The sequence below is a fragment of the Streptomyces panaciradicis genome (assembly GCF_023516615.1).
Lineage (GTDB): Bacteria > Actinomycetota > Actinomycetes > Streptomycetales > Streptomycetaceae > Streptomyces > Streptomyces panaciradicis.
The window spans coordinates 80,674-107,107 of sequence record NZ_JAMGBF010000025.1; the positions used below are offsets into that span (position 1 = coordinate 80,674).

The 26,434-nt window shown below is 71.4% G+C and carries 19 protein-coding genes; 8 read left to right on the forward strand and 11 right to left on the reverse strand.

The genetic code is table 11. From position 1 onward, the window contains the following. Positions 1–39: 39 nt before the first annotated feature. Complete coding sequence (locus M8J74_RS11620) at positions 40–990, forward strand: helix-turn-helix transcriptional regulator (protein WP_249836278.1); 951 nt, start codon at positions 40–42, stop codon at positions 988–990. Here the strand turns inward: M8J74_RS11620 and M8J74_RS11625 are convergent. Further along, the gene (locus M8J74_RS11625) at positions 987–3,650 is read right to left on the reverse strand and encodes a cellulose binding domain-containing protein (RefSeq protein ID WP_249836279.1); all 2,664 of its coding nucleotides are present in this window, start codon (positions 3,648–3,650) and stop codon (positions 987–989) included. The genes M8J74_RS11620 and M8J74_RS11625 overlap by 4 nt on opposite strands. A 275-nt stretch (positions 3,651–3,925) precedes the next feature. Then, positions 3,926–6,844 (reverse strand): glycoside hydrolase family 48 protein, encoded by a 2,919-nt coding sequence (locus tag M8J74_RS11630; RefSeq protein ID WP_249836280.1) that lies wholly within the window; start codon positions 6,842–6,844, stop codon positions 3,926–3,928. 278 nt (positions 6,845–7,122) lie between these two features. Here M8J74_RS11630 and M8J74_RS11635 point away from each other — a divergent pair, with 278 nt between their 5' ends. Both M8J74_RS11635 and M8J74_RS11640 read left to right on the forward strand, forming a co-directional pair. Continuing rightward, positions 7,123–8,610 (forward strand): cellulase family glycosylhydrolase, encoded by a 1,488-nt coding sequence (locus tag M8J74_RS11635; protein ID WP_249836281.1) that lies wholly within the window; start codon positions 7,123–7,125, stop codon positions 8,608–8,610. A gap of 30 nt (positions 8,611–8,640) precedes the next feature. Next, a complete protein-coding gene (locus M8J74_RS11640) occupies positions 8,641–10,407 on the forward strand; it encodes a glycoside hydrolase family 6 protein (protein WP_249836282.1) in 1,767 nt (588 codons plus the stop codon). Positions 10,408–10,482: 75 nt separating this feature from the next. Here the strand turns inward: M8J74_RS11640 and M8J74_RS11645 are convergent, their stop codons facing one another. After that, a complete protein-coding gene (locus M8J74_RS11645; protein WP_249836283.1) occupies positions 10,483–11,253 on the reverse strand; it encodes a phytanoyl-CoA dioxygenase family protein in 771 nt (256 codons plus the stop codon). A 125-nt stretch (positions 11,254–11,378) separates the two neighbouring features. Here M8J74_RS11645 and M8J74_RS11650 point away from each other — a divergent pair, with 125 nt between their 5' ends. Then, positions 11,379–12,290, forward strand: a complete 912-nt coding sequence (locus M8J74_RS11650; RefSeq protein ID WP_249836284.1) for a class I SAM-dependent methyltransferase — start codon at positions 11,379–11,381, stop codon at positions 12,288–12,290. Between the two features lie 139 nt (positions 12,291–12,429). Here the strand turns inward: M8J74_RS11650 and M8J74_RS11655 are convergent, their stop codons facing one another. Continuing rightward, the gene (locus M8J74_RS11655) at positions 12,430–13,140 is read right to left on the reverse strand and encodes a glycoside hydrolase family 75 protein (RefSeq protein ID WP_249836285.1); all 711 of its coding nucleotides are present in this window, start codon (positions 13,138–13,140) and stop codon (positions 12,430–12,432) included. 191 nt (positions 13,141–13,331) lie between these two features. Between M8J74_RS11655 and M8J74_RS11660 the strand changes: the two genes are divergently transcribed. Beyond that, complete coding sequence (locus M8J74_RS11660) at positions 13,332–13,946, forward strand: hypothetical protein (RefSeq protein WP_249836286.1); 615 nt, start codon at positions 13,332–13,334, stop codon at positions 13,944–13,946. 93 nt (positions 13,947–14,039) lie between these two features. Here M8J74_RS11660 and M8J74_RS11665 read toward each other — a convergent pair whose 3' ends face one another. The 3 genes from M8J74_RS11665 to M8J74_RS11675 form a co-directional block, all read right to left on the reverse strand. Beyond that, positions 14,040–14,876 carry an aldo/keto reductase gene (locus M8J74_RS11665; RefSeq protein ID WP_249836287.1) on the reverse strand — a complete coding sequence of 279 codons (837 nt, stop codon included), beginning with the start codon at positions 14,874–14,876 and terminating at the stop codon, positions 14,040–14,042. 158 nt (positions 14,877–15,034) lie between these two features. Next, positions 15,035–16,861 carry an AMP-dependent synthetase/ligase gene (locus tag M8J74_RS11670; protein ID WP_249836319.1) on the reverse strand — a complete coding sequence of 609 codons (1,827 nt, stop codon included), beginning with the start codon at positions 16,859–16,861 and terminating at the stop codon, positions 15,035–15,037. 232 nt (positions 16,862–17,093) lie between these two features. Continuing rightward, the gene (locus M8J74_RS11675) at positions 17,094–18,602 is read right to left on the reverse strand and encodes an MFS transporter (RefSeq protein ID WP_249836288.1); all 1,509 of its coding nucleotides are present in this window, start codon (positions 18,600–18,602) and stop codon (positions 17,094–17,096) included. Positions 18,603–18,713: 111 nt separating this feature from the next. Here M8J74_RS11675 and M8J74_RS11680 point away from each other — a divergent pair, with 111 nt between their 5' ends. Then, a complete protein-coding gene (locus M8J74_RS11680; protein ID WP_249836289.1) occupies positions 18,714–19,709 on the forward strand; it encodes an Lrp/AsnC family transcriptional regulator in 996 nt (331 codons plus the stop codon). Here M8J74_RS11680 and M8J74_RS11685 read toward each other — a convergent pair. Then, a complete protein-coding gene (locus tag M8J74_RS11685) occupies positions 19,684–20,610 on the reverse strand; it encodes a LysR substrate-binding domain-containing protein (RefSeq protein ID WP_249836290.1) in 927 nt (308 codons plus the stop codon). The two genes, M8J74_RS11680 and M8J74_RS11685, sit on opposite strands and share 26 nt — an antisense overlap. Positions 20,611–20,787: 177 nt before the next feature. Between M8J74_RS11685 and M8J74_RS11690 the strand changes: the two genes are divergently transcribed. Next, complete coding sequence (locus tag M8J74_RS11690) at positions 20,788–21,804, forward strand: bile acid:sodium symporter family protein (RefSeq protein ID WP_249836320.1); 1,017 nt, start codon at positions 20,788–20,790, stop codon at positions 21,802–21,804. Here the strand turns inward: M8J74_RS11690 and M8J74_RS11695 are convergent. From M8J74_RS11695 to M8J74_RS11705, 3 genes are all read right to left on the reverse strand, one after another. Next, a complete protein-coding gene (locus M8J74_RS11695; protein WP_249836291.1) occupies positions 21,740–22,954 on the reverse strand; it encodes a DUF5005 domain-containing protein in 1,215 nt (404 codons plus the stop codon). The two genes, M8J74_RS11690 and M8J74_RS11695, sit on opposite strands and share 65 nt — an antisense overlap. Positions 22,955–22,964: 10 nt before the next feature. Continuing rightward, positions 22,965–24,827, reverse strand: coding sequence for a sialidase family protein (locus M8J74_RS11700; protein ID WP_249836292.1), 1,863 nt, complete (start codon positions 24,825–24,827; stop codon positions 22,965–22,967). Positions 24,828–24,963: 136 nt separating this feature from the next. Beyond that, complete coding sequence (locus tag M8J74_RS11705) at positions 24,964–25,881, reverse strand: quinone oxidoreductase family protein (RefSeq protein WP_249836293.1); 918 nt, start codon at positions 25,879–25,881, stop codon at positions 24,964–24,966. 106 nt (positions 25,882–25,987) lie between these two features. Here M8J74_RS11705 and M8J74_RS11710 point away from each other — a divergent pair, with 106 nt between their 5' ends. Further along, positions 25,988–26,425, forward strand: a complete 438-nt coding sequence (locus M8J74_RS11710; RefSeq protein ID WP_249836294.1) for a MarR family winged helix-turn-helix transcriptional regulator — start codon at positions 25,988–25,990, stop codon at positions 26,423–26,425. Positions 26,426–26,434: the final 9 nt, after the last annotated feature.

Below are 26,434 nucleotides of genomic sequence, written 5' to 3' on the forward strand. Positions count from 1 at the left end.
GAGGTGACGCTAGGGCCGCTTCACTGACACCATGTGTCAGTGAAGTCCAGCCGTCTCGTCTCGATCCTCCTGCTGCTGCAGACCCGGGGCCGGATGACCGCCGCCCAGCTCGCCGAGGAGCTGGAGGTCTCCGTCCGCACGGTCTACCGGGACGTGGAGGCGCTGGGCGCGGCGGGCGTCCCGCTCTACGGCGACGCGGGCCACGCCGGCGGCTACCGCCTGCTGGACGGCTACCGCACCCGCCTGACCGGCCTCACCACCGACGAGGCCGAGGCCCTGTTCCTCGCCGGCGCCCCCGGCCCGGCGGCCGAGCTGGGGCTCGGCACCGTCCTGGCCGCCGCCCAGCTCAAGGTGCGCGCCGCCCTGCCCGCCGAGCTGCGCGCCCACGCCGACCGGATCAGCGGGCGCTTCCACCTGGACGCCCCCGGCTGGTACGCGGACGCGGAGGAGACGCCGTACCTCACGGCGGTCGCCGACGCGGTGTGGCACAGCCGCGTGCTGCACGTGCTGTACCGCCGCTGGGCCGAACCCACCGACGTGGAGCGCCGGTTGGAGCCGTACGGGCTGGTCCTCAAGGCGGGGCGCTGGTACGTCGTCGCGGGCCCCGGACCGCGCACCTTCCGCGTCGACCAGATCCTGCGGCTCGCCGACCCGGGCGAGGAGTTCACCCGGCCGTCCGACTTCGACCTGGCCGCGTACTGGGCGGCCTACCAGCGCGACTTCCACGACCGGCTGTACCGGGGCGAGGCGGTCGTACGGCTGGCGCCGGACGTGCGGCTGCCCAGGGCGGTCGGCCTCGGCACCGACGCCGACGGCTGGACGGTCGCCCGGGTGCCCATCGAGTCGGTGGCGCAGGCGCATGGCGAGTTCCTGCGCCTGGGGTCGCGGATCGAGGTCCTGGAACCCTCCGGCCTGCGGCTGAGCATCGCCCGCACGGTCGCCGAACTGGCCGGAATGTACGGCAACCCGGACCCGGACGGCGGCGACTAGGCGACCGTGCAGGTCTGGCCGCCCAGCTGGAACGACGTCGGTTTCGCATTCGAGCCCGACCAGGTTCCCGTGAAGCCGAAGCTCACGGACGAGCCCGCCGCCACGTTCCCGTTCCAGCCGACGTTCTTCGCGGTCACCGCCGCGCCGGACTGGGTGAAGTCGGCGTTCCACAACTGGCCGATCTTCTGGCCGTTCGCGAAGGACCACCCCAGCGACCAGCCCGTCCAGGCGGTCGACCCGGTGTTGTCGAGCCGCACGTCCGCCTGGAAGCCGTCCGCCCACTGGTTGGTGATGCGGTACGTGACGGTGCAGGCGCCGGTGGGCGTCGGCGACGGGTCCGTGCCACCGCCGCCGTCCCCTCCGCCGGTGTCGGAGGTGTCGCCGTAGACGACACCCCGGCCGTTGGTCGAGACGTACACCCGGCCGTAGACCCGCGGATCACCGGTGATGGCCCCGCCCGTCCAACCCCACTGGTGGGCGTCGTCGTTGATGCGGGTCCAGGTCGCGCCCTGGTCGGTGGAGCGGAAGATGCCGCGCACACCACCGATCTTCGCGCTGGTGTAGAGGGTCTGGTACGCGGCTCCCGGCGCCGCCTTGCCGAAGCCGATCGTGTCGGCCTGCTCGACGTTCGGCAGCCTGGTGAAGCTCGCCCCGCCGTCGGTGGAGTGCCACAGGCCGTACGCGCCGTCGGAGGCGCCGCCCGCGAGCCAGACGTCGCCCTTGGTGCCGGGCAGCGCCTTGAAGCGCACGCTGTCACCGCTGGGCAGGCCGCTCGCCGACGACGCGGTGAAGGTCGCGCCGCCGTCCGAACTGACGTAGAACTTGCCGGACTTGAAGCCGTAGAAGGTCTTGGGGTCCACGCGGTCGGACTCGACGACCGCCCCCGTCGGGATTCCGCTCGACGCCTGCCACGAGGAGCCGAAACCGGTCGTGTACTGCACGCCGGTGCCCGCGGGGCTCCACACGAACCGGCTGCCGTCGGAGGCCGCGGCCACCGTCCCGCCGCCGCTGACGCCCGAAGGGTCGGTCCCGGCGAACCAGTTGGCGCCGTTGTCCGTCGAGAACGCGATGTGCGGGCCGGAGTCCAGATCGCCCACCCGCACCACGGTGTTCGGGTCCGTCTCGGCGAAGTCGAGGCTGGTGGTCGTCGTGAAGGTCGGCGAGGTGAACATCATCGACGGGACCTTGGTCAGGTCCGTGTGCCGGAAGCCGCCGATGTCGCCCAGGGCGCTGAGCAGCGGCGCACCGCTGGGCGGGGACGCCAGGTCGTTCACGGCCGTCTCCTCCAGGCCCTGCACCATGGGCTTCACGGTGAACTGGCCGCCGCTGTCCCACTGGGTGAGGTTCTCGGTGCCGTACAGCGTCGCGCCCGTGCCGTACATCATCCGGTTCGAGTCGAACGGGTCGATCTCCAGCGACTCCGTCATCCAGCCCAGTTTCGGGCTCTGTTCGGGCGGGGACGGGTGGGCGCCGAAGGTCAGCCACGGCGAGGACGAGACGTCGATCGTGTAGCGGTCGGCGCGGTCGGGATACGACGTGTAGTCCCACGCCTTCGTCCAGGTCGCCCCGCTGTCCGTCGACCGGAAGATCTGCGTGTCCGGCCACCAGGAGCTGTACGCCGTCGTCATCACCGTGCCGGGGTGCCGGCGGTCGACGGTCAGCCCGCTGAAGCCGTAGTAGGTGTCGGCCTCGGCGACCGGGCTGATGTTCGTCCAGGTGCCGCTCGCCGTGGCATAGCGCCACACCTGCCCCTTGCCGCCGTCGTACGGCCCGCCCTTGTCGCTGTAGGCGAGGTACAGGTAGCCGTTCTCGGCGTCGAGGACCCCCTTGTGGGCGAGATGGCCCGTCGGCTGGCCCGCGAGCCGGGTCCAGGTGGCGCCCGCGTCCGTCGAGCGGTACACCGCGTTGTCCTTGTCGGCGACCCCGACGTAGATCGTCTTCGTGGCGCTGCCGGAGGTGCCGGTGGACTCGTCGAAGGTGACCCAGACGATGCCCTGGTTGTCGCTCGCGTACCCCGTCGTGTCGTTCGGGTCCTGCTGGTAGTTGCCGACGTTCGGGAAGTTCGTCACCTGTGACCAGGTCACCCCGGAGTCCGTCGACCGCCACAGGCCCTTGCCGCTGGGCGCGCCCAGGTACAGCACGCTGTCCTTGTTGGGGTCGATCGCCAGCCGCTCGCCCATGCCGCGGCCGGGCATGTTGCCGCCCAGCTTGAAGGGCAGGTCGGTCTTCTGCCAGCTCGCGCCCCGGTCGGCGGACCTGAGCACGGCGCCGTTCGTCGGGTCCCAGCTGTTGGTGTACGTCCCCACGGCCGCGTACACCTTGTCCGGGTCCACGGAGTCGGAGGCGAGGCTGACCACGCCGGTGTGCCCCCACTCGTTCCAGCCGACCGAGTCCAGCAACGGCGTCCAGGTCTTCGTCGACTGCTGCCAGCGGTAGGCGCCGCCGATGTCCGTGCGCGCGTAGGCGAGGTTCTTCTCGGTGCGGTTGAAGACGATCCCCGGAACGAAGCCGCCACCGTCGATGCGGGCGTTCTTCCAGGTGTAGGTGTCGGCGGCGAGCGTGGCCTTGGCTGTGTGTCCGGCGGCGAGTGCGGGCGGGGTTCCGGCGAGCAGGCCGGCCGCGAGCGCGAGCACGGCCGTGAGGATGCGGGTTCTTCGCACGGGGGGTCCTTTCCGGGTGGGGGTTTCGGAAGGAGGAGTGGTAAGCGCTTTCTAGATCGCGCGAGAGTCGCCGGGCGGCCCCCAGTGCGGGTGGGGGCCGCCCGGCGGGACGGCTCCGTCGTCAGGTGACGGAGCCACGCACGCGAAGCCTTCAGGCGGCTGCCGAGAGAGGGACGGTGCCCCCACGCCCCTGAAAGGGGCGCGGGGAACTGCGCGACCAGCCACAGCGGGCCCGCAGTCGCACACCGCCCAACCCGCGGAGCGCCCGGCGGGGACTATTCGAGAAGCTCCGCGTACGAACCCATGGCCAGGGCGATGTCCGCCTGGGCCCAGAACCGGTGGTACGTGAACGAGGGCGCGGCGCCGCCCTTGAGGTACGCCTCGATCTTCGACCAGGCCGGGTCGTTCTTGTAGAAGGACCTGAGCGAGATGAACGTCGACGAGGAGTTGATCGCGTCGCCGTTCGGCATCTTGCCGCTGTAGCCGCTCGGGACGTACACGCCGTCGTCGAAGCGGTTGTAGTCGGCCCTGGTCTCCGGGACGGCGATGCCCAGGCTGTCCTGGTAGTTGCCCCACATGCCGTCGAGGAGCGCCTTCGCCGTCGACTTGGCGTTCGCGTCACCGGACTTGGCGCCGTAGTACGTCAGGGTCTTGGCGTACGCGGCCGCCACACCGACGTCGTTGGTGTAGTCGGCGACGGTGACGTGCAGCCCGCTGTTGGAGCCGGGACTGGAGGCGTTCCAGGTGTCGGGCTGGCCCGACCACTGCAGCGTCGACGGGATCTGGTAGGTGCCGTCCGGGTTGATCGTGGTCTTGGACAGCGCCCACTTGACCCACTTGTCGAGGATCGCCTTGGCCTGCGCGTTCCCCGTCTGCTGGTAGTACTCGGCGACGCGTTCCATGGACCACGCCTGGAAGCCGAACCACTGGTTGGACGGCGGGTCGTGGTACACGGGCTGCTGGTCGTAGTACATGCCGTAGAAGGTCGACGTACCGGACGGCGGCGTCGCGTACCGGCCTGCCCAGCTGTTCGTCGCGCCGCCCGCGATGGCGCCCTCGGACGACTGCAGCCACTGGTAGAACTCCAGCTGCCGTTGCAGCGACTTGGCCCAGTCCGAGGTGCCGGTGGCCGACTTGGGCTCCAGGTCGGCGTAGGAGCTCAGCGCGTAGGCGGCCAGCGGGTTCTGGTAGCCGCCGTGCACATGGCTCGACCCGATCCGCCAGGCCCAGCCGGCGTTGGTGTCGGTCGCGCCGCCCCACGCGTAGTACCAGGACAGCAGGTAGTGCGAGGCGTCCTTGCCGGTGCCGGCCGCACAGGTGGACGGGCCCACGCAGTTGCCGATCTTCTTGAAGTACTTGTCGTACATGGCGTAGCGCAGGTAGTCGCCCATCTTCGCGGCCTTGCCCACGGTCGCGGAGACGTCGCTGCCTTTGCCCTGCTGCTTGGCCCACACGTCCGCCCAGTACGCGGCCTGCACCGCACGCGCGTCGGCGTCCGGGGCGTCGGTGTACTTCCACTGCTTCGAGTAGGACGAGTCGCCGGTGAACAGGTCCAGGTAGCCGTTGCTGCCGCCGTACTTGAAGGCGTCGCACGTCGGCTGCGGCACCGTCTCCCACACCGACTCCTGCGCACCGCGCTGGAAGGTGTTGATGTACGACGGTCCCTTCGCCGTCGGACCGCCCTCGCAGGTGCCGCCGGGCGTGTCGCCGTAGCCGTAGACGTTGTCGACGTCCTCGAGCCAGTGCATGCCGTAGACGTCGGACGTGCCGTAGGTGCTCTTCAGCTCGCCCGCGATCGGGTCCGAACCCACGGACACGGAGGTGTCCAGCTTCGCCGGGTACTCGTTGGGCGTGTCCAGCTCGGGAGCGTAGGTGGCCGGCTTCGAGGCGTTGTAGAAGGAGTTGGTGGGCTGGTCGGCGTGGGTGGGGATCATGTACTTCTCCATCAGGCCCCACGCGCCGTTGAACTTGGACCAGTCACCGGTGACCTTGCCGTACATCGCCTGCAGCCACAGCAGATAGCTGTAGGCCTCCGACGTGGTCTCGTGCCCCTGGTCCGGCGCCTCGACGATCAGCGTCTCCACCGAGTGGTAGGGGATGCCGTCGGGCGAGAAGTAGCCGTTCGCCGGGTTGGTGATCTTCCCGTAGAGATCCAGGAAGCGGGCGTCGTACGCCTTCGACGCCGCCAGCTCGGTCACCGTGACCGTCGCCTTGGTGAACCCGGTGGCCGACGACTCGAAGGACGCGGCACCGGTGCCGGAGGAGTCGGCGGTGACGGTCACGTTCTGCGCGGTGCTCCAGTTGGACGGGGTGAAGGTCAGGCTCGCCCCGCCCGTCACCGACAGACCGGAGTTGCCGCTCGCGCGGGCCGTCGTCACCGTCACGTTCGACGAGGGCTGCGACGACAGCTTCACCGCGTACGTGCCCGACTTGCCCTGCTGCACGCCCAGTTGGGTGGGCGAGGCGACCACGGCCGGCCCGGAGGCGACGGTGATGCCGACCGGCGTCGACTCGGCGGAGGCGCCGAGGCTGTCGTACGCCTTCGCCACCAGGGAGTGGCTGCCCACCGCGAGCCCGGAGGCCGACAGGGTGTACGGCGCGCTGGTGTCCGTGCCCAGCAGGGTCGTGTCGTCGTAGAACTCGACCTTGCTGATGGTCGCGTTGTCCGCGGCGGCCGCGGTGGCCGCCAGCGGCACGGCGGTGCCCTGTGTGTAGACCGCGCCGGCCGAGGGGCTGGTCAGCACGGTGACCGGCGGCTGGTGCGCGCCGGCGCAGGTGGTGCCGTTGACCGCGAAGTTCGTGGGAGCGGTGTTGGTGCCGCTGTAGGTGAACTGCGCGCCGGTGGAGACGGCCGCGTTCGCGGCGATCTTCCCGTTGTAGCCCGCGTCCCGCACGGTGATCGCGGAGCCGGACTGCGACCAGGTGCCGTTCCAGCCGTTGCTCAGCTTCTGGTTGCCCGAGTAGCTGTAGGTCAGCGTCCAGCCGTCGATGGTGTCCGTGCCGCGGTTGGTGATCGTCAGGTCCGCGGTGAAGCCGGAGCCCCAGTCGTTCGTCTTGTAGTCGACACTGCACTGAAGTGCCGCCGCGTGGGCGGGAGTCGTGCCGGTGCCGAGCATGGTGAGCGGAAGCGCGAGGGCCGCCATGGCAGCGGTCCACAGCCGCCGCGTCCCGCGGCGTCTGCGTCTTGGATACATGGTGCTGGTTCCTCCTTGCGGCTCGAGCGAAGGTGGGGGAGGAGCAACAAGCCTTGAACCAGTGGGAGCGCTCCCATAGTGGGGATGAGGGTGGGAGCGGTCAAGGTGCTTGAAGAGTCGAAATGATTCGACCGCCTTTCAGCTGAGGGAAAGTCAGGAAACTTCGCGACCCCTCTGTCCATCGCTGTCACTTGGCGCTAGCTTCGTTGACACCAGTGGGAGCGGTTCCATCAGTCGACGCGTCCGTCACGACGCGCCTGAGCTGCAAGGAGTCGCTCATGCGACACCCCCCGCGTTCAGTACTTTTAGCCGCTGCCGGCGCGGTCGCTCTTGTCGGGAGCATGACCATTCCGGCGGTGACGGCGCAGGGAGCCACGCCCGCCTGCTCGGTGGAGTACTCGGTCACCGGCCAGTGGGACACCGGCTTCCAGGGTGCCGTGACGTTCACGAACAACACGGCCGCCCTGAGCAGCTGGAACCTGAGCTTCGATCTCGCCGACGGCCAGAAGGTCACCCAGGGCTGGAACGCCAAGTGGTCCCAGTCCGGCACGACGGTGACGGCCGCCAACGAGAGCTGGAACGGCACGCCGGCCGCCGGCGCGAGCGTCAGCGCCGGGTTCCTCGCCTCCCGGCCGGCCTCGGGGAGCAACGCCGCACCGACGTCGTTCACGCTGAACGGCACCTTGTGCAACGTCGATCCGGAGCCGTCACCCACCCCGACGGATCCCCCGACAAAGCCTCCGGCGGCGGGCACGGCACCCGCGCTGCACGTCTCGGGCAACAGGCTCGTGGACGCCTCGGGCGCCACGCGCCGGCTGCTCGGCGTGAACCGCTCCGGCGGCGAGTTCATGTGCGTCCAGGGCCGTGGCATCTGGGACGGTCCGGTCGACGACGCGGCGATCGAGGCGATCGCCGACTGGAAGGCGAACGCGGTCCGCATCCCGCTCAACGAGGAGTGCTGGCTGGGGCTTTCCGACATCAAGTCCGAGTACGGCGGCGCCAACTACATCAACGCCGTCAAGGACCTGGTGGCGCGCGTCGAGGCGCACGGCATGACCCCGATCGTCGAACTGCACTGGACCTACGGCCAGTACACCGGCGACTCCGCCGGCTGCTCCGACGTCCACGCCACCTGCCAGAAGCCGATGCCGGACGCGCAGTACACGCCGTCCTTCTGGACCTCGGTGGCGAACACCTTCAAGGGCGACCGGGCCGTCGCCTTCGACCTGTTCAACGAGCCCTACCCGGACCGCGCCACCTCCACGACCACCCAGGCGTGGCAGTGCTGGCGGGACGGCGGCACCTGCCCCGGCATCGGGTACCAGGTCGCCGGCATGCAGGACCTCGTCGACGCGGTACGCGCCACCGGCGCCGGGAACGTCGTCCTCGCGGGCGGCCTGGCCTACTCGAACGACCTGAGCCAGTGGCTGACGTACAAGCCCAGTGATCCGGCGGGCAACCTCGTCGCCGCCTACCACGGGTACAACTTCAACTCCTGTGCGAGCGAGAGCTGCTGGAACTCCACCCTCGCCCCCGTCGCGGCCCAAGTGCCGCTGGTGGCAGGGGAGATCGGCGAGAACACCTGCTCGCACGGGTTCATCGACCGGGTCATGAAGTGGTTCGACGACCACAGCCTGTCCTACCTGGGCTGGACCTGGAACACCTGGGACTGCTCCTCCGGTCCCTCGCTCATCTCTGACTACGACGGAACCCCCACGTCGTACGGCATCGGGCTGCGCGACCACCTGCGCGCGGTCAACCCGTAACCCCCGTATCGGAGAGGGAAACCCGCACTCATGAGTCGTACCAGAACAGCGATACTCGCCGCCCTGGCGCTGGTCGCCGGGACCGCCGGGACCGCGACCGCCGTCGTCCCCGGGGACATCGGACTCCAGTCCGTCCCCTGCACCGTCGACTACAAGGTGCAGAACCAGTGGGACACCGGCTTCACCGCCGCGGTGACCGTGACCAACAACAGTGCCGCCAAGAGCAGTTGGTCGCTGAAGTGGTCCTACGCCGGCAACCAGAAGGTCACCAGCTACTGGAACGCCAAGGTCAGCCAGAGCGGTGCCGCCGTCACCGCCGCCTACGAGACCTACAACGGCACGCTGGCCACCGGCGGTTCGGTCAGCTTCGGCTTCAACGGCTCCTACAGCGGCACCAACGCGCTGCCGACGACCTTCACCCTCGACGGCGTGACCTGCAACGTCGACGACGGAAGCGGCGGAGGAACGGGTGGCGGGACCGGCGGAGGAACGGGTGGCGGGACCGGCGGAGGCACGGGCGGCGGCACGGGCGGCGGTGGCACCGGCAGCCGTGTCGACAACCCCTACGCCGGCGCCAAGGTGTACGTGAACCCCGAATGGTCGGCGAAGGCCGCCGCCGAACCGGGCGGCAGCCGCGTCTCCAACCAGCCCACCGGCGTCTGGCTCGACCGCATTGCCGCCATCAACGGCGTGAACGGCGGCATGGGCCTGCGCGACCACCTCGACGCGGCCCTCCAGCAGAAGGGCAGCGGCGAGGAAGTCGTCCAGCTGGTCGTCTACGACCTTCCCGGACGTGACTGCTCGGCCCTCGCCTCCAACGGCGAACTCGGCCCGACCGACATCGACAAGTACAAGACGCAGTTCATCGACCCGATCGCGGCGATCCTGTCGGACGCCAAGTACGCCTCCCTGCGCATCGTCACCACGATCGAGATCGACTCGCTGCCCAACCTGGTCACCAACACCGGCAGCCGCGCCACCGCCACCCCGAACTGCGACACCATGCTCGCCAACGGCAACTACGTGAAGGGCGTCGGCTACGCGCTGGCCAAGCTCGGCGCGATCCCGAACGTCTACAACTACCTCGACGCGGGCCACCACGGCTGGCTCGGCTGGGACGACAACTTCGCCCCGTCCGCCAACATCATGAAGCAGGCCGCGACCAGCGAGGGTGCGACGGTCGACGACGTCCAGGGCTTCATCACCAACACGGCCAACTACAGCGCCCTGAAGGAGAACAACTTCACCATCGACGACACGGTGAACGGCACCACCGTGCGCCAGTCGAAGTGGGTGGACTGGAACCGGTACGTCGACGAGCTGTCGTTCGCCCAGGCGTTCCGCAACGAACTGGTCTCCGTCGGCTTCAACTCGAACATCGGCATGCTGATCGACACCTCCAGGAACGGCTGGGGCGGCTCCGCGCGTCCCACCGGTCCCGGCGCGAAGACCAGCGTGGACACCTACGTCGACGGCGGCCGCTACGACCGCCGCATCCACGTCGGCAACTGGTGCAACCAGTCCGGCGCCGGTCTCGGCGAGCGCCCGCAGGCCAGCCCGGCGAGCGGGATCGACGCCTACGTGTGGATGAAGCCTCCGGGTGAGTCGGACGGCTCCAGCACCGCCATCGCCAACAACGAGGGCAAGGGCTTCGACCGGATGTGCGACCCGACGTACACGGGCAACGCGCGCAACGGCAACAACCTGTCGGGTGCACTGCCGAACGCTCCGCTGTCGGGGCACTGGTTCTCGGCGCAGTTCCAGCAGCTGATGCAGAACGCGTACCCGCCGTTGTAGGTCGCGGATTCGTCCCTGCCGCGGGCTGGTCGTGGCTGGTCGCGCAGTTCCCCGCGCCCCTTTCGGGGCGCGGGGTCACCCCTTGTCGGTCAGGCCCCGGCGGATCGCGTACTCCACCGCGGAGTAGTCGCTGTCCGGGCGGTCCAGTTCGAAGGGCACCGCCGGCATCAGCGGGGGCTGGGCCATGAAACGGGGGCGGGTGCCGTGGTGGGGCTGGGCGGCGTGGACCAGGAAGGGGTGGCACAGGTAGACGTCGCCGGGGCTGCCGATGGCGTACGCGAGCGGGCGGTCGGCGGTGGCGTCGACCAGCTTCGGCGCGATCTCGAGACCCGAGACGCCCCTCTCGCCGTACGGCTCCAGCAGCGGCGGTACGTCGAGGTGGGAGCCGACACGGATACGGGTGGGGGCATCCGCCTCGGTGACCTCGCTGAACAAAAACAGCATCAGCAGGGCGCGGTCCCTGGAGCGGAGGTTGGCGAAATACCAGCTCTCCCCTTCCGGGAGGTAGCTGCCCTCGATGTGCCAGCCCGCGTCGTCCGGCTCCCGTTCGTGCGGGAACCGCAGCGGGAAGGTGCCCAGCGAGTAGCGGGGCAGCCACCGGCCCTCGCCCACCAGCAGGTCGAACGCCTCATGCAGCTCGGGGGAGTTGGCGGCCGCGGCGAACGGCCCCTGGGCCATCCCGGCCACCCGGACCACCGGTTCCTTCCAGGTGGCCGGGTCCTCGGGGTCGTACCCCGTCTCCCGCCACAGCAGCCGTGCGCAGTCCTCGGCCACCCTGGGCGGGAACGCCCCCTCAAGCCTTACGAAACCGTCCGCGAGGAAGCGCTCGACCAGCCTGTCGTCCATCGGGCCATCCTGGGAGAAGCGGCGCCCTGACCGCACCCGGTTTTTTGCCGCCCCGGCAACAGAAGTGGCCCCCGCCCGGTGCGTCGGAGCACGCTGGCGGCATCGCGGACGAGAGGCTGACGAGCATGGCGCACGAGCACCACCACGGACACGGTCACCACCAGGAGGGCCACCGGCACGCGCACGGTGACGGCACCGACATCGACTGGGCCGAGATGGCCCCGCACCTGGAGGCACAGGCCGAACTGTTCACGCCGCTGTACGAGCGGGCCCTGAACTGGCTCGGCAGGGAGGTGACCGAGCCGGGGCTGATCGTCGACGCGGGCAGCGGCCCCGGGGTCGTCACCTGCCTGTTCGCCGAGACCTTCCCGGGCGCCCGCGTCGTGGCCGTGGACGGCTCCGCACCGCTGCTGGAGCGGGCCCGGGAGCGGGCCGAGCGACAGGGGCACGCCGACCGGTTCGACACCCTGGCCGGTGAACTGCCGCAAGTGCTGGGGGAGTTGGACTACCCGGCCGATCTGCTGTGGGCGGGCCGCAGCCTGCACCACCTCGGCGACCAGCGGGCCGCCCTCGCCGCGTTCGCGCAGCGGCTGGCGCCCGGCGGGACGCTGGCGATCATGGAGGGCGGTCTGCCGGCCCGGTTCCTGCCGCGCGACCTCGGCTTCGGCCGCCCCGGGCTGCAGGCGCGCCTGGACGTGCTGGAAGCGGAGTGGTTCGCGCGGATGCGGGCCGACCTGCCCGGCTCCGTCGACGAGGTGGAGGACTGGCCGGCGCTGCTGAGCGGCGCGGGGCTGACCCACGCCCGTACGCGCACCTTCCTCCTCGACCTGCCCGCGCCCGCCTCCGACCGGGCCCGTGCCTACGTCGCCGACACTCTGAGCCGGTTCCGGGATGCCTTCGGCGACCGTCTCGACACCGACGACCGCGCCACCCTGGACCGCCTCCTGGACCCCGACGACAAGGCGGGCGTGCACCACCGTCCGGACGTGTTCGTCCTGGCGGCGCACACCGTGCACACGGCGGTGCGCACCGGCTGAGTCCCGGCACCGTCGGTGCGGAGTGCCTGAGGCCCGGCACCGTCGGTGCGGACCGGCCTCGGCGGACCGGCCCCGGCCCGCCGGTCGGCGGACAGCCCGACCGACCCCGCGCGAAGGCCGGTCGGGCTGTCCGGCCCGGTCAGTTGTTCTGCAGGAACTGCTTGGCGAGCTTGTCCCCCAGCGTGACGGCCGCGCTGTGGCTCTCGATGGGGGACACCTGGGAGTTCTTGAACAGGATGTAGGTCACGTCGGAGTCGGCGCCGCCTGTCTCGGGGTCCGGGTCGATCCCGAGTGCGTTCGCCGTGGCGTACGAGGCCTCACCGATGATCTTGGTGGGGCCGGTGTCGCCGACGACGGCGTACTCGACCTTGTTGTTGTAGATCACGGCGACCACGCCGCCGCCCTTGATGCCGGCGCTGGAGTAGTTCCAGATGCTGCTGGAGCTGGGCACGACGACGTACGGCAGCGAGTCCGCGCGCAGCGGCCGGCCGTCGGACTGGTGGAAGGCCGTGTCGTCCTGGTACCAGGGGTCGGTGCTCTCGCTGCACTTCGACGTGCGCTGTCCGTCGCAGTCGATGTCCATGTCGGCCTTCCAGAACACGGCGCCGTTCTTGCCGCACACCGGGACGGTGGCCGAGGTCTCGTCGTCGGTCTTGTACTTGCCGTTCGATATCTGTGAGCAGGACGTCACCTTGGCGAGCAGGTCGGCCGCGCTGACCGATCCCTCCTGGGCGATGGCCGGACGGGCGGTGGCCGGTCGGGCGGTGCCGGAGGCGTTCGCGGGGAGGACTCCGGCGGCGAGCAGGGCGGCCCCGGAGGCCGCGGCGAGGGTCAGTGTTCGTAGGCGCACTGTGGGGGACCCTTCTGTTAGGAAAGTTTCCTTACCAGGTGCCGTACAAGGTCGCGCGCTTTACGTGCTCTCGTCAACCCCCTTGGTCCGGACTTCTGTCGGCCGCCCTGATTGCACCGCTCCGCGCCCGGGACAAGACTGGATGGAACGAGCATTCCGGAAATTCGCCCTACTTCTGGGAGGCGAGGCTCATGTTCGTGCGCACTGTGTATGCCACCGGAGATCCCGCGAAGGTGGACACCGCCATCAGGGCGCTGAACGCGCAGGGCCGGGACCTGCTGCAGGAGCGCCCCGGATACCGGGGGGCCGGCATCTTCGTCGACCGGGAGCTCGGCAAACTGCTGGCCGTCAGCTGGTGGGACTCCGAGGAGGCCAGGCGCAACAGCGACGAGGTCATGCGGGAGCGGCGCCCGTCGCTGATGGAGCCGTTCGCGGCGACGATCGCGGTGGACAACTACGAGGTGGCCGTCTACCACCCGGTGGGCAGGCCGGTGTCCGGCGGCGGACTGCGCGTCACCCGGCTGGAGTTCGACCCCGCCGACGCCGATCTGCTGGCCGACACCTTCCGGGTCTCGGTGGCGCCCCGGCTGGAGACGCTGCCGGGCTTCACCGGGACGTCCCTGCACATCGACCGGTCGCGCGGCCGCGGCCTGGTCGGCGCCCTGTTCGCGGACCGCGAGTCACTGGCGGCGTCGCGCTCGTCGCAGGCGTCCGTCCGGCAGGAGGGGGCGGCCAAGGCGCATGTCACCGTGGTCGGACTGGAGGAGTTCGAGATCGTCCACGCGGAGGTGTGGGGCGGCAACTGACCCTGGGCGCAACCCGGTCGGGACGCGGACCGGCCCCGCACACGAAGGCCCCCGCCGCACGGCGGGGGCCTTCGCGCGGGATCTGACGCGTTCTCAGGCCACGTTGAAGGTGGACGGGTCCGGGCCCAGGCGCCGGTCCTCGTTCAGCGCGCTGATCGCGGCCAGGTCCTCGGTGTCCAGGCTGAAGTCGAACACCTCGATGTTCTCCTTGATCCGGGACGGCGTCACGGACTTGGGGATCACCACGTTGCCCAGCTGCAGGTGCCAGCGCAGCACGACCTGCGCCGGGGTGCGGCCGTGCTTCTGCGCGATGGCGACGATCGCCGGGACCTCCAGCAGGCCCTTGCCCGAACCGAGCGGCGACCAGGCCTCGGTGGCGATGCCCTGCTCCTTGTGGAACTCGCGCGCCGCGAGCTGCTGCAGATGCGGGTGCAGCTCGATCTGGTCCACCGCCGGGATGACGGACGTCTCGTCGATGAGCCGGCGCAGGTGCTCCGGCTCGAAGTTGGACACGCCGATCGCGCGGACGCGGCCGTCGGCGAGCAGCTTCTCGAACGCCTTGTACGTGTCCACGTACTTGTCGCGGGCCGGGGTCGGCCAGTGGATGAGGTAGAGGTCGACGTACTCCAGGCCGAGCTTCCGCAGCGAGACGTCGAACGCCGCGAGCGTCGCGTCGTATCCGTGCTCGCTGTTCCAGAGCTTGGTGGTGACGAAGATGTCCTCGCGCGGGACGCCGGAGGCCGCGATCGCCTTGCCGGTGCCCTCTTCGTTGCCGTAGATCGCCGCTGTGTCGATGCTGCGGTACCCGGCCTCCAACGCGGTGGCGACCGCCCGCTCCGCCTCGTCGTCCGGCACCTGCCAGACGCCGAAGCCCAGCTGGGGCATCTCGACGCCGTTGTTGAGGATGATCGGGGGGACCTTGCTGCTCACGAGCTCTTGATCCTTACGGTTGTCTGTCAGGTCGTACTCCTATCGTCAACGATCACGGGCCGTGATGCATTCCTGACCGGGAAATCCACCGCGGCGCCCGTGCGTGACGTCACCTTGAAGGTGCCCTGACGACGCGGACCCAGACCTGGACACCAAACCTAAGCGCGGTACAGCGCCTCGACCTCGTTGGCGTAGGCGTTCTCGATCGCCTTGCGCTTCAGCTTCAGCGACGGGGTCAGCAGGCCGTGCTCCTCGGTGAACGGCTGCGCCAGTATCCGGAACGTGCGGATCGACTCGGCCTGCGAGACGAGCGTGTTGGCGGCGACCACCGCGCGCCGCACCTCCGTCTCCAGGTCGGCGTCGCGCACCAGCTCGGCCGGGGACAGCCGCGGCTTGCCGCGCATGGTCAGCCAGTGCTCGACGGCCTCGTGGTCGAGGGTGACCAGGGCGGCGATGTAGGGGCGGTCGTTGCCGACGACGATGCACTGGCTGACCAGCGGATGGTCCCGGACCCGCTCCTCCAGCACCCCCGGGGAGACGCTCTTGCCGCCGGAGGTGACGAGGATCTCCTTCTTGCGGCCGGTGATGGTGAGGTAGCCGTCCTCGTCCAGGGAGCCCAGGTCACCGGTGGCGAGCCAGCCGTCGTGCAGGGTCTCGTCGGTGGCCTTCTGGTTGTTCAGGTAGCCCTGGAAGATGTTCGGGCCGTGCAGCCAGATCTCCCCGTCGTCCGCGATGTGCACGGTGACACCCGGGACGGGCCGGCCGACCGTGCCGTACCGCGTGCGCTCGGGCGGGTTGGCGGTCGCTGCGGCCGTCGACTCGGTCAGGCCGTAGCCCTCGTAGATCTGCACGCCCGCGCCCGCGAAGAACAGGCCCAGCCGGCGGTCCATCCCGGAGCCGCCGGACATGGCGTTGCGGATCCGGCCGCCCATCGCCGCGCGCACCTTGGAGTAGACGAGCTTGTCGAACAGCTGGTGCTGCATGCGCAGACCGGCCGAGGGGCCGGGGCCGATGCCCCAGGCCTTCGCCTCCACGGCGTCGGCGTACTTCACGGCGATCTCGACGGCCTTCTCGAACGGCCCGGCCTTGCCCTCCTTCTCGGCCTTGCGGCGGGAGGCGTTGAAGACCTTCTCGAAGATGTACGGCACCGCGAGGATGAACGTCGGCCTGAACGCCTGCAGGTCCGGCAGCAGGGCGGCGGCGTGCAGCTGCGGCTGGTGGCCGAAGCGCACCCCCCGGCGGATCGCGGCGACCTCCACCATGCGCCCGAAGACGTGCGCGAGCGGCAGGAACAGCAGCGTCGCCGCCTCGTCGCCCTTCTTGGAGTGGAAGACCGACTCCCAGCGGTCGGCGACCGTGTCCGCCTCCCACATGAAACTGCTGTGGGTGATCACACAGCCCTTGGGGCGGCCCGTGGTGCCCGAGGTGTAGATGATCGTCGCGGTCGACGCCGGGGTGACGGCCTGCCGGTGGCGGTGCACCACGTCGTCGTCGAGGTGCGCGCCCGCGTCGTACAGCTCCTGCACGGCGCCGATGTCGAGCTGCCACAGCTGGTGCAGCTGCGGCAGCCGGTCGATGACGCTGGCGATCGTCATGGCGTGGTCCTCGTGCTCCACGATCGCCGCCGAGCACTCGGAGTCGTACAGCATCCAGAAGCACTGCTCCGCCGAGGACGTCGGATAGATGGGCACCACCTGGGCGCCGATCGTCCACAGCGCGAAGTCGAACAGGGTCCACTCGTAGCGGGTGCGGGACATGATCGCGACCCGGTCGCCGAACCGGATGCCCTGGGCGAGCAGCCCCTTGGCGAGGGCCAGGACCTCGTCCCGGAACTCCGCCGCCGTCACATCGCGCCATCGGCCCTCGTCGTCCTTGCGGCCGAGGGAGATGTGCAGCGGGTCCTCCAGGGCGCGCTCGAAGACGATGTCGGCCAGGCCGCCCACCGTCGGCGGCAGCGTCAACGGCGGGCTGGTGAACTCGCGCAAACCCACTCCCCGCTCCCTGTTCGAGACTTCGCAAGCGCCGTGAAAGCTACCCCACCCGGAGACGGGGCGGGAGGGGCGCCGAATCGGAACAACCCTCACGTACACCCCGCCCACCGGGCGGAAAATGCGCTCACATCAGGAAGGGTCGGACAGAAAACTGACGGTTGAGTAAGTTTCGGTCCCGTAATCTCCACGGAATCTGTACGAGCCGGCTACCGCCCTTGACCGCAGGTCAACGGCCTCCTGCCGACGGCGCGCCCGTCGTCTCCGTCAGCGTCTCACGGCCCGGTTTCGTCACAGTGCCCGAGGTCGCCCGCGGCGCCCGGACCAGGGCGACCACCAGCGCCCCGGCGACCATGGCGGTCACCCCGGCGGCCCCGGCGGCGGTGTTCAGGCCCGCGGCGAACGCCGTGCGCAGCGCGTGCTCGGAGAACGCGCCGCGCAGCGCCCCCGCCCCGCCGCCCGCCAGCGCGTGGGCCGGGCCGTGCGGCAGCGTGTCCTGCATCCGCGAGGTCAGCACGGTCCCGTAGACCGCGATGCCGAGCGCCAGGCCCAGCTGGCGGAAGGTGTTGACCGCGCCACCCGCCATCCCGTGCCGGTCCTGCGGGACGGTGGCCAGCGCGGCGCCCGCCAGCCCCGGCGCCACCAGGCCCGTACCGACACCCACCAGCACCAGTCCCGGCACCAGCGCGGACGCCGTCGACCCCGCGTCCAGCGACGTCATGCAGAACTGCCCCGAACCGATCAGCAGCAGCCCGCCCCCGACGGTGATCCGGGCCGGCACCCCGTGCAGCAGCCGCCCACCGGCCGCCGCCACCACGAACGACGACAGCGACAGCCACAGGAACACCAGGCCGCCGCGCACCGGGCTCATCCCGAGCAGCGACTGCAGCCAGATCGAGTCGTAGGCCATCAGGCCGAACGCGGCGGCGTTGAAGGCGAGCGCGCCCGCCATCACCCCCGAGAAGGCGGGCCTCGCGAACAGCCGCAGGTCCAGCATCGGGTCGGCGCCGCGCCGCTCGGCGACGACGAAACAGGCCAGCGCCACGACGGCCGCCGCGAACGCCAGCACGGTGCCCGTCTCGCCCCAGCCGTGCTGCCCGGCCCGCACCGCGCCGTACGTCAGCGCGCCCGCGAACGCGGCGAACGTCACCGTGCCCGCCCAGTCCACGCGACGCTCGCGCGAACCGTGCGACTCCGGTACGACCTTCAGCACCAGCCACACCGCGGCCACACTCACCGGCAGGTTGACGAAGAAGATCCACCGCCAGCCCGGCCCGTCCGTCAGCAGCCCGCCGACCACCGGTCCTACCGCGGCCGCGGCACCGCTGACCGCGCCCCACACACCGAGCGCCGCCGAGCGCTGCCTGCCCCGGTACACCGAGCTGAGCAGCGGCAGCGTGGTCGCCAGCATCGCCGCCGCGCCCAGGCCCTGCAGCCCGCGCGCCGCGACCAGCGTCCCCGGCCCGCCCGCGACGCCGCACAGCAGCGACGCCGTCGCGAACACCACGACGCCCGTGACGTGCACCCGCCGCCGGCCGAGGATGTCGGCCGCGGCGCCCACCCCGAGCAGCAGCGCGGCCAGCGCGAGCGCGTAGCCGTCCATCACCCACTGCAGGTCGCTCAGTGAGGCGTGCAGCGAGCCCGCCATGTCCGGCAGTGCGACCACCGCGATGGTCACGTCCAGCAACAGCATGAACGTGCCCAGGCAGACGGCCGTCAGCGGCCCCCAAGTACGCATGTCCTCAACTCCTCGTGCGATGGCTGTGTCTGTCTCCGTACGATGGGACACTCCGGCCGATCACGGCGGCCATCGGCGCCCGAGCGCCGGAATCCGACACCAGGAGGTCGTATGGAGACGCATTCCCACGCTCCGCTGCCGGCCGGTCTCGACGGGCTGGACCTGCGCCTGCTGACGGCCCTGGAGATCGACGGCCGGGCGCCGTTCAGCAAGGTCGCCTCGGTGCTCGGCGTCTCCGACCAGACCGTCGCCCGCCGCTACCGCCGGCTGTGCGCCGAGGGCGGGCTGCGGGTGGTGGTGATGCCGGACGCGCACCGGCTGGGGCGGGACCAGTGGATGCTGCGGGTGCGCTGCGCGCCCGACAGCGCCCCCGCCATCGGGGAGGCGCTCGCCAAGCGCCCCGACACCTCCTGGGTCGGACTCGCCTCGGGTGGCACCGAGGTCCTGTGCCTGACCCGCCCGCGCAGTTCGAGCGACCACGACGACCTGCTGCTCGGCAAGCTCCCGCGCACCCCCAGCGTGGTGGAGATCCGCGCCCACCAGCTGCTGCACCGCTTCTACGGCGGCACCCAGGGCTGGATCAGCAAGCTCGGCGCGCTCACCGCCGAGGAGACCGAGGCGCTGCGCCCGCCCCTCGGGCCGGCCCCGGGACCCGCCCGCCTCACCGCCGAGGACGAGCCCCTGCTGGCCGCCCTGGAACGCGACGGCCGCGCCACCTACCCCGAACTCCAGCGCGCCACCGGCCTGTCCGAGTCCGCGGTCAAGCGCCGCCTCGCCGCGCTGCGCGCCTCGGGGGCGGTGTACGTCGACTCGGAGTGCGACCCGGCCGTCGTCGGCCACCCGGTGGCCGCCATGCTGTGGATCACCGCGGCCCCGGCCGCCCTGCACTCGGTCGGCGAGGCCCTGGCCGCCCATCGCCCGATCGCCCACGCCTCGGCGACGGCCGGTCCCTGCAACATCGTCGCGACCGCGCTTGCGGAGAGCACCGCAGCCCTGTACGCCTACCTCAGCGGCCCCCTCGGCCACCTGGAGGGCATCCAGCACGTGGAGACGACCGTATTCCTACGCCGAATCAAACAACTCACGTATCCGCTTCCGGTCCGCTGACCGAGTCCCCGCCGGCCCGCCTGCGCGCCGCAGGGGTCCAGCGGCGGTGCAGGCGGTCGCCGGCTGCCAGGATCGCTGCCGCCAGGGCGTCGGCCGCGCTTTGGGCGGAGGCCCGGAGCCGGCCGTGGACCAGAACGAAGTCGACCTTGCCCAGTTCCGGCAGCCCCGCCCGCTCCGGTACCCGGGTCAGGCCCGGTGGGACGAGGCCGCGGGAGTGGGCCATGACGCCGAGTCCCGCCCGGGCCGCGGCGATCAGTCCGTTGAGGCTGCCGCTGGTGCAGGCGATGCGCCACTGACGGCCCTGCCGTTCCAGGGCCTCCAGGGCGAGGGCGCGGGTGATGCCCGGCGGCGGGAAGACGATCAGCGGAACCGGCCGGTCCGGGTCCAGGCGCAGCCGCTCCGCGCCGATCCAGACCAGCTCGTCGTGCCAGACCAGTTCCCCGCGCGGGTCCTCCGGGCGCCGCTTCGCCAGCACCAGGTCCAGCTTCCCGGCCTGCAGCTGCTCGTGCAGGGTGCCCGACAGCTCCACCGTCAGCTCCAGGTCCACCTCGGGATGGTCGTGCCGGAAGCCCTCAAGGATCTCCGGCAGCCGGGTCAGCACGAAGTCCTCCGAGGCGCCGAAGCGGAGCCGGCCGCGCAGCCGCGTGCCCGCGAAGAACGCCGTCGCCTGCTCGTGCACCTCCAGGATCCGGCGCGCGAAGCCCAGCATCGCCTCGCCGTCCTCGGTCAGCTCCACGGAGTGCGTGTCCCGGGAGAACAGCCGGCGGCCGGTGACGTCCTCCAGGCGCCGCACGTGCTGGCTGACCGTGGACTGCCGCAGCCCGAGCCGCCGGGCGGCCTGCGTGAAGCTCAGCGTCTGCGAGACGGCGAGGAAGGTACGCAGGTGGGAGGGCTCGTACATGAGGTCCACGGTAGCCGGTCATCATGAACGGCGATGACAGTCAGAGCGGTATGACGGATTCCCGATCGGTGCGCGGGGGAGGACGATGGAGCAGGGGACTCCGTGCCTCCCACCGACCTCCCCGACCCAGCGACAAGCAAGTGGAGCACCGTGAAACGCCTGCGATGGCCGAGCTGGATGCCTATCGACCCGTACATCCTGCTGCTGCTCGGGACGGTGGGCCTGGCGGCCCTGTTCCCGGCGCGCGGGACGGGGGCCGACGTGGCCTCGGGCGCCTCCACGGCGGCGATCGCCTTCCTCTTCTTCCTGTACGGCGCCCGGCTGTCCACACGCGAGGCACTGGACGGACTGAGGCACTGGCGCCTGCACGGCACCGTGCTCGCCTGCACGTTCGTGGTCTTCCCGCTGCTGGGCCTGGCCGCCCGCGGCCTCGTCCCGGTCTTCCTGACCCAGCCGCTCTACCAGGGCCTGCTCTTCCTCACCCTCGTCCCGTCCACCATCCAGTCGTCGATCGCCTTCACGTCGATCGCCCGCGGCAACGTGCCCGCCGCGATCTGCGCGGGCTCCTTCTCCTCCCTGGTCGGTATCGTCCTCACCCCGCTGCTCGCGGCCGCCCTCCTCGGCAACAGCGGCGGCGGCTTCAGCGCCGACTCCCTCGTCAAGATCGTGCTGCAGCTGCTGGTGCCGTTCCTCGCCGGGCAGGTGCTGCGCCGCTGGATCGGCGGCTTCGTCGCCCGGCACAAGAAGGTCCTCGGCCTGGTCGACCGCGGCTCGATCCTGCTGGTCGTCTACACCGCGTTCAGCGAGGGCATGGTCCAGGGCATCTGGCACCAGGTGAGCCCCGTCCGGCTGGGCGGCCTGCTGGTCGTGGAGGCGCTGCTGCTCGCCGTGATGCTCGCGCTGACCTGGTACGGCGCCAAGGCGCTGCGCTTCGACCGCGAGGACCGCATCGCGATCCAGTTCGCCGGCTCCAAGAAGTCCCTCGCCTCCGGACTGCCCATGGCGAGCGTCCTGTTCGGCGCCCACGCCTCGCTGGCCGTGCTGCCGCTGATGCTCTTCCACCAGATGCAGCTGATGGTGTGCGCGGTGATCGCCAAGCGTCGCTCGCGCGACCCGGTCGACGACGACGTCACCGGCTCCGCACCAGCCGCACCGTCACGAAACGCGGTCGGTACAGGGCCACGTTCGCGTTGATGCCCGCCGAAGCGCCCGCCGTCTGCAGCCAGTTGACGTCGTAGCTGAGCACCAGCCGCCCCCCGGAGCCGCCGGACACGGCGGGGTGCGCCTGCGGGTTGTACGCGGCGACCCCGGCCGCCGGCAGCGAGGCGCCGAAGTTCCGCGTCGGGCCGTGCCACGGCCCGGTGGGGGAGCAGGCCCAGTACGAGGTCACGGTGGTCAGCCCGGCGCTCCCCGCGGCCATGGTGAACAGCACGTACGTGCCGTCCTCGCGCACCACGGAGAACGCGCTGCCCACCTTCGCCCCGCGCACCGCGGCGGCCCGCGTCCCCCACCCCGTGCCGTCCCAGTACCGCCAGGCCGCCGGGTCCGCGAGCCGGCCCTCCGGCACGCGGGCCACGTAGGCCGAGGACGACGGGCGGGAGGCGGCCTGCCGGTCGTCGCCGCCGAACACATAGCTCCAGCCGCCCTTCTCGACCAGCGTCGTGCCGAACAGGACCCGGCGCGAGGGGTCGGCGACCAGGCTCTGGTCGAGCACCTTCACGACCGACTCCACCCGCAGGTCGGGCAGCGAGAGCGTGGCCACCTCGGTGGCGGTCGGCACGCCGTAGATCCACGGCGGCTGTCCGGCCGCCCGCACCCACAGCAGCACCCGGACGACCTGCTCGGACGAGCCGGGGGAGCGCGGTTCGACGCGGGCCGCGACGGGCCACCGCCACTGGCCGGGCGCCGGGTCGGGGAACAGCGGCGCCGGAAGGGTGGACCGCAGCCGGCCGTCGCGCATCACCACGGCCGAGTTGCGCACCAGCGGCGCGGAGGTGTCCCGCCAGGAGGCGGACTCCCCGACCGGGCCGGGCGGGGCGTGCACCTGGCCGAGATAGGTGTCGGAGAACAGCCACAGCACCCGGCCGTCCGGCAGCCGCACCGAGTGGGTGCCGTCGCCGCCGGTCCAGTCGTCGCCGCGGGCCGGGTCGTCGCCGTAGCGGGTGAACTCGTCCGTGAGCCGCTCGTCCCCGGACCAGGAGGAGATGGTGTACGGCGCGCACCCGCCGCCCCGCCGTCCGCCGTGGTCCGGGAGGGCGGTGAGCAGCACGGCCGCGAGGACCAGCGTCAGCAGCAGGCCGATGCCGGTCCCCGTCCGCTGTCGTGCTCGTACGTCGTCGGGCACCCACGGGACGTTAGTGGCTGCCGCGCACGTGGTCCATGGGCAGCCACAGGACGGTGTCCTTCACGGACGCGTCCCGCCCGGCGATCTCCTCGTCGCTCAGCGCCCGGTCCCACACATGGACGTCGTCGATGGCGCCGGTGAAGAAGGCGCGGCTGTCCATGCGCTGGCCGATGTGCACGCCGAAGGGGGAGTTGCGGCTGACGGAGCCCGGCACGTCGGCGGTGCCGATGGACGTGCCGTCGATGAACAGCGTCAGCCGTCCGCCGCCGCGGCGCAGCGCCAGCCGATGCCACTGTCCGTCGTTGTAGGCGCCGGTGGTGCGCACGGACGCCGATCGGGGGGCCGCCGCCCCGTCGCGCACGGTGATCAGGCCCTGGACGCGGTCGTTGGCCGGTTCCGCGCGCAGCCAGACCTGCGGCTGGGTGGTGCCGATGCCGCCCATCCACAGCAGCGGCTGCTCGCCGGTCGTGGCGGTGTAGCGGAACCACAGGGCCGCGGTGAAGTCCTTCGTCCCGAGCGGCAGCCGGTCGCTGTAGGGCAGCCGTACGGCGTCGTCGACGCCGTCGAACTCCAGCGCGCCGCCGGCCACGCCCTTCGTCTCCGCGGCTCCGCCGAGGACGGCCGCCGGGCGCGCGTGCCGGGCCAGGTCGGGGGTGGTCGGGTCGGGGCCGCGCCGCGGTCGCAGCCAGTCCTCGGTGAAGCGGGCGAAGCGGATCTCGTCGCGCGCGTCGACGGCCCCGCCCTCGTACATCAGCCCCACGGCGTCCCGGTCGATCCGCGTGAGGTCGGAGTAGCCCGACCAGTGCGTCGTCACGACCGTGCCGCGGTCGACGCTGTCCCAGGTGCGGCCGCCGTCGTAGGAGGAGCGGATCATCATGGTCCGGCGCCGGTCCGGGTCGCCCGGGCAGGCCAGCAGGATGCGGTCGCCCAGGCGCAGCATCGAGCCCTGCACCTGCGGGGCGTAGAGGTCGGGCAGGTCGCGAAAGGGGCCGGTGAAGCTGTCGCCGCCGTCCCGGCTGACGGCCTGGGTGCGGTGGCCGAGGTCGGTGCCGTCCTGCTCCCGCCCGCTGACCAGGACCGAGCCGTCGAGGCGCTCGGCGAGGGTGAGTTCGGACGGCTTCTGCCGGAAGGTGCCGTCGTCCGCGATCGGCCAGGAGTCGGTGGCACCGGCCCGCCAGTGGTCGCCGCCGTCGTCGCTGACGATGAGTGCCGCGTGATTGGCGGTGACTCTGCTGCCGTCCCACGTCTCGGTGTTGACGCCGAACACGAGCCGTCCCGCGTGCTTGCCGCGGGTGAGCTGGATGCCGTGCACGGGACCGGTGGCGTACCAGGAGTTCCAGTCGGCGGGCAGGATCTCGTCGCTCAGGTCGCGCGGCGCCGACCAGGTCAGGCCGTCGTCGTCGCTGTACTGCAGATGCGGCGTCCGGTCGCACGGTACCGAGCAACTGGCGCTGTCCGTACGGCCCGTGTTGTACGTCTCGGCCAGCAGCACGCGGCCCGTCTCCCGGTCCACGACCGGCGCCGGATTGCCGTGCGTGTCACCGCCGCCCGCGGTGACGACCCGCAGCGGACCCCAGGTGCGCCCTCCGTCCGTGGAGCGCTTGAGCACGATGTCGATGTCCGCGGCGTCCCCGCAGTTCAGCCGCCGCCCCTCGGCGAACGCCAGCAGCGTCCCGGCCGTCGTGCGCACGACCGCCGGTATCCGGAAGCAGGCGTAACCGGGGTCCTGGGCGGCCTTGAACAGCACCTGCTGCTCGAACTCGGGCGCCCCCGAGGCAGCGTGGGCGGCGGGGGCCGGGAGGGCGGCGAGCGCGGCGGCCGCGACCAGCCCGACGCCGACGGCTCTCAGCCGGGTGCGAAGACGTGACGGCATGGTGCGCACCTGCCCTTCAGAGGTCTGTACGACCGGACATACATCCGGACATCCGGACATCCGACGTCCAATGTCGGTGTCACAGAGGCTAGTTGCGGTCTCCGAGGGCCCACAAGAACCGTGCGGCCACTTGCTGTCAGGGCCGCAGGACCACCTTTCCCAGATTGCCGCGCGACTCGATCACCTCATGCGCCTTCGCGGCCTCCTCCAGCGCGAACTCCCCGTGCGCGACGGGCTTCAGCGCACCCTCCGCGAACAGCCGCCACAGCTCCCGCCGCCACCGCTCGTACAACTCCGGCTTCCCGCGCGCGATCCGCGCCATCTGGAAGCCGATCACCGACTTGGCGCCCACGAGCAGGTCGTACGCCTGGACGCTCCCGCCGCCCGAGCTGTACGCCACCAGCCGCCCGCCGGGGCTCAGCGCCGCCACCGCCGTACCGAGCAACTCGCCGCCCACCGCGTCGAGTACGTAGTCGACGGGCTCGCCCCACCCCTCGTCGCCGTAGCAGACCACGTCGTCGGCGCCGAGGGAGCGCACGAAGTCCCCCTTCCCCGGATCGGACACGGCCCCGACGACCCGGCCCGCGCCCCGCGTCCGCGCCAGCTGCACGGCCAGATGGCCCACCCCGCTCGCCGCGCCCGTGACCAGAGCCGCCTCGCCCGGCTCGGGCCGGGCCGCCTCCAGGGCCCCGAGCGCGACGAGACCGCTGCGGACCAGGGCGACGGCGTCGACGGCGGACGCGCCGTCCGGGACCGGCGAGGCCATCGCCACTCCGAGCACCGCGAAGTCGGCGTACCCGTGCCCGAAGACGAGCCCGGTCACCCGGTCGCCGACCCGGAAACGACCGGCCCCCTCGCCGACGGCCACCACCTCCCCGGCGACCTCGCCGCCCAGCGGAACCGGCGCGGCGGCCTCGGTGACCTTGCGGACGACCGGAAGGGTGACGCCGACCGCCTCGCACCGGACGAGCAGCTCACCGGGGCCCGGCTCCGGAACCGCGACCTCCTCCAGGAACAGAGGGCCACCAGGGGACTCGTACCGAACGCGGCGCATCGCACCTCCAGAGACCGTCGGAACACCCGACGGCGATTCATTGGGAGCCCCAACGGTAGCGGGATTTCATGGGGACTCCCAACGATTTCCGGCCTAGACTCCTGCCATGCCCGAAGCCCCGCTCGCCGCGATCCGCTCCCTGCCCAGCTGGCTGCTCGGCCGCGCCGCCGACCGGGGGCGCGCCCTGGTCGCCGAGGCGCTGGCCGCGGAGGGGCTGAAGATGTGGCACCACGTGGTGCTCTCCGCGGTCCGCGACCTCGCGCCCGTCGCCCAGGCCGACCTCGGCCGCGGCGTGCGGCTCGACCCGAAGGACCTGGTCGGCGTCCTCAACGACCTCCAGGGAGCCGGCCTCGTCGTCCGCGAACCGGACCCGAAGGACCGCCGCAAGAACGCCGTGTCCCTCACCGCGCCGGGCGCGCGGCTGCTGGAGCGCTGCGAGAAGGCGGCCCGCGCGGCCAACGACGAGCTGCTCGCGCCCCTCACGGCCGCGGAACGCGACCTGTTCCTGACCTTGTTGATCCGGATTTCCGGTACGGAGGGCTGACGGCGGATA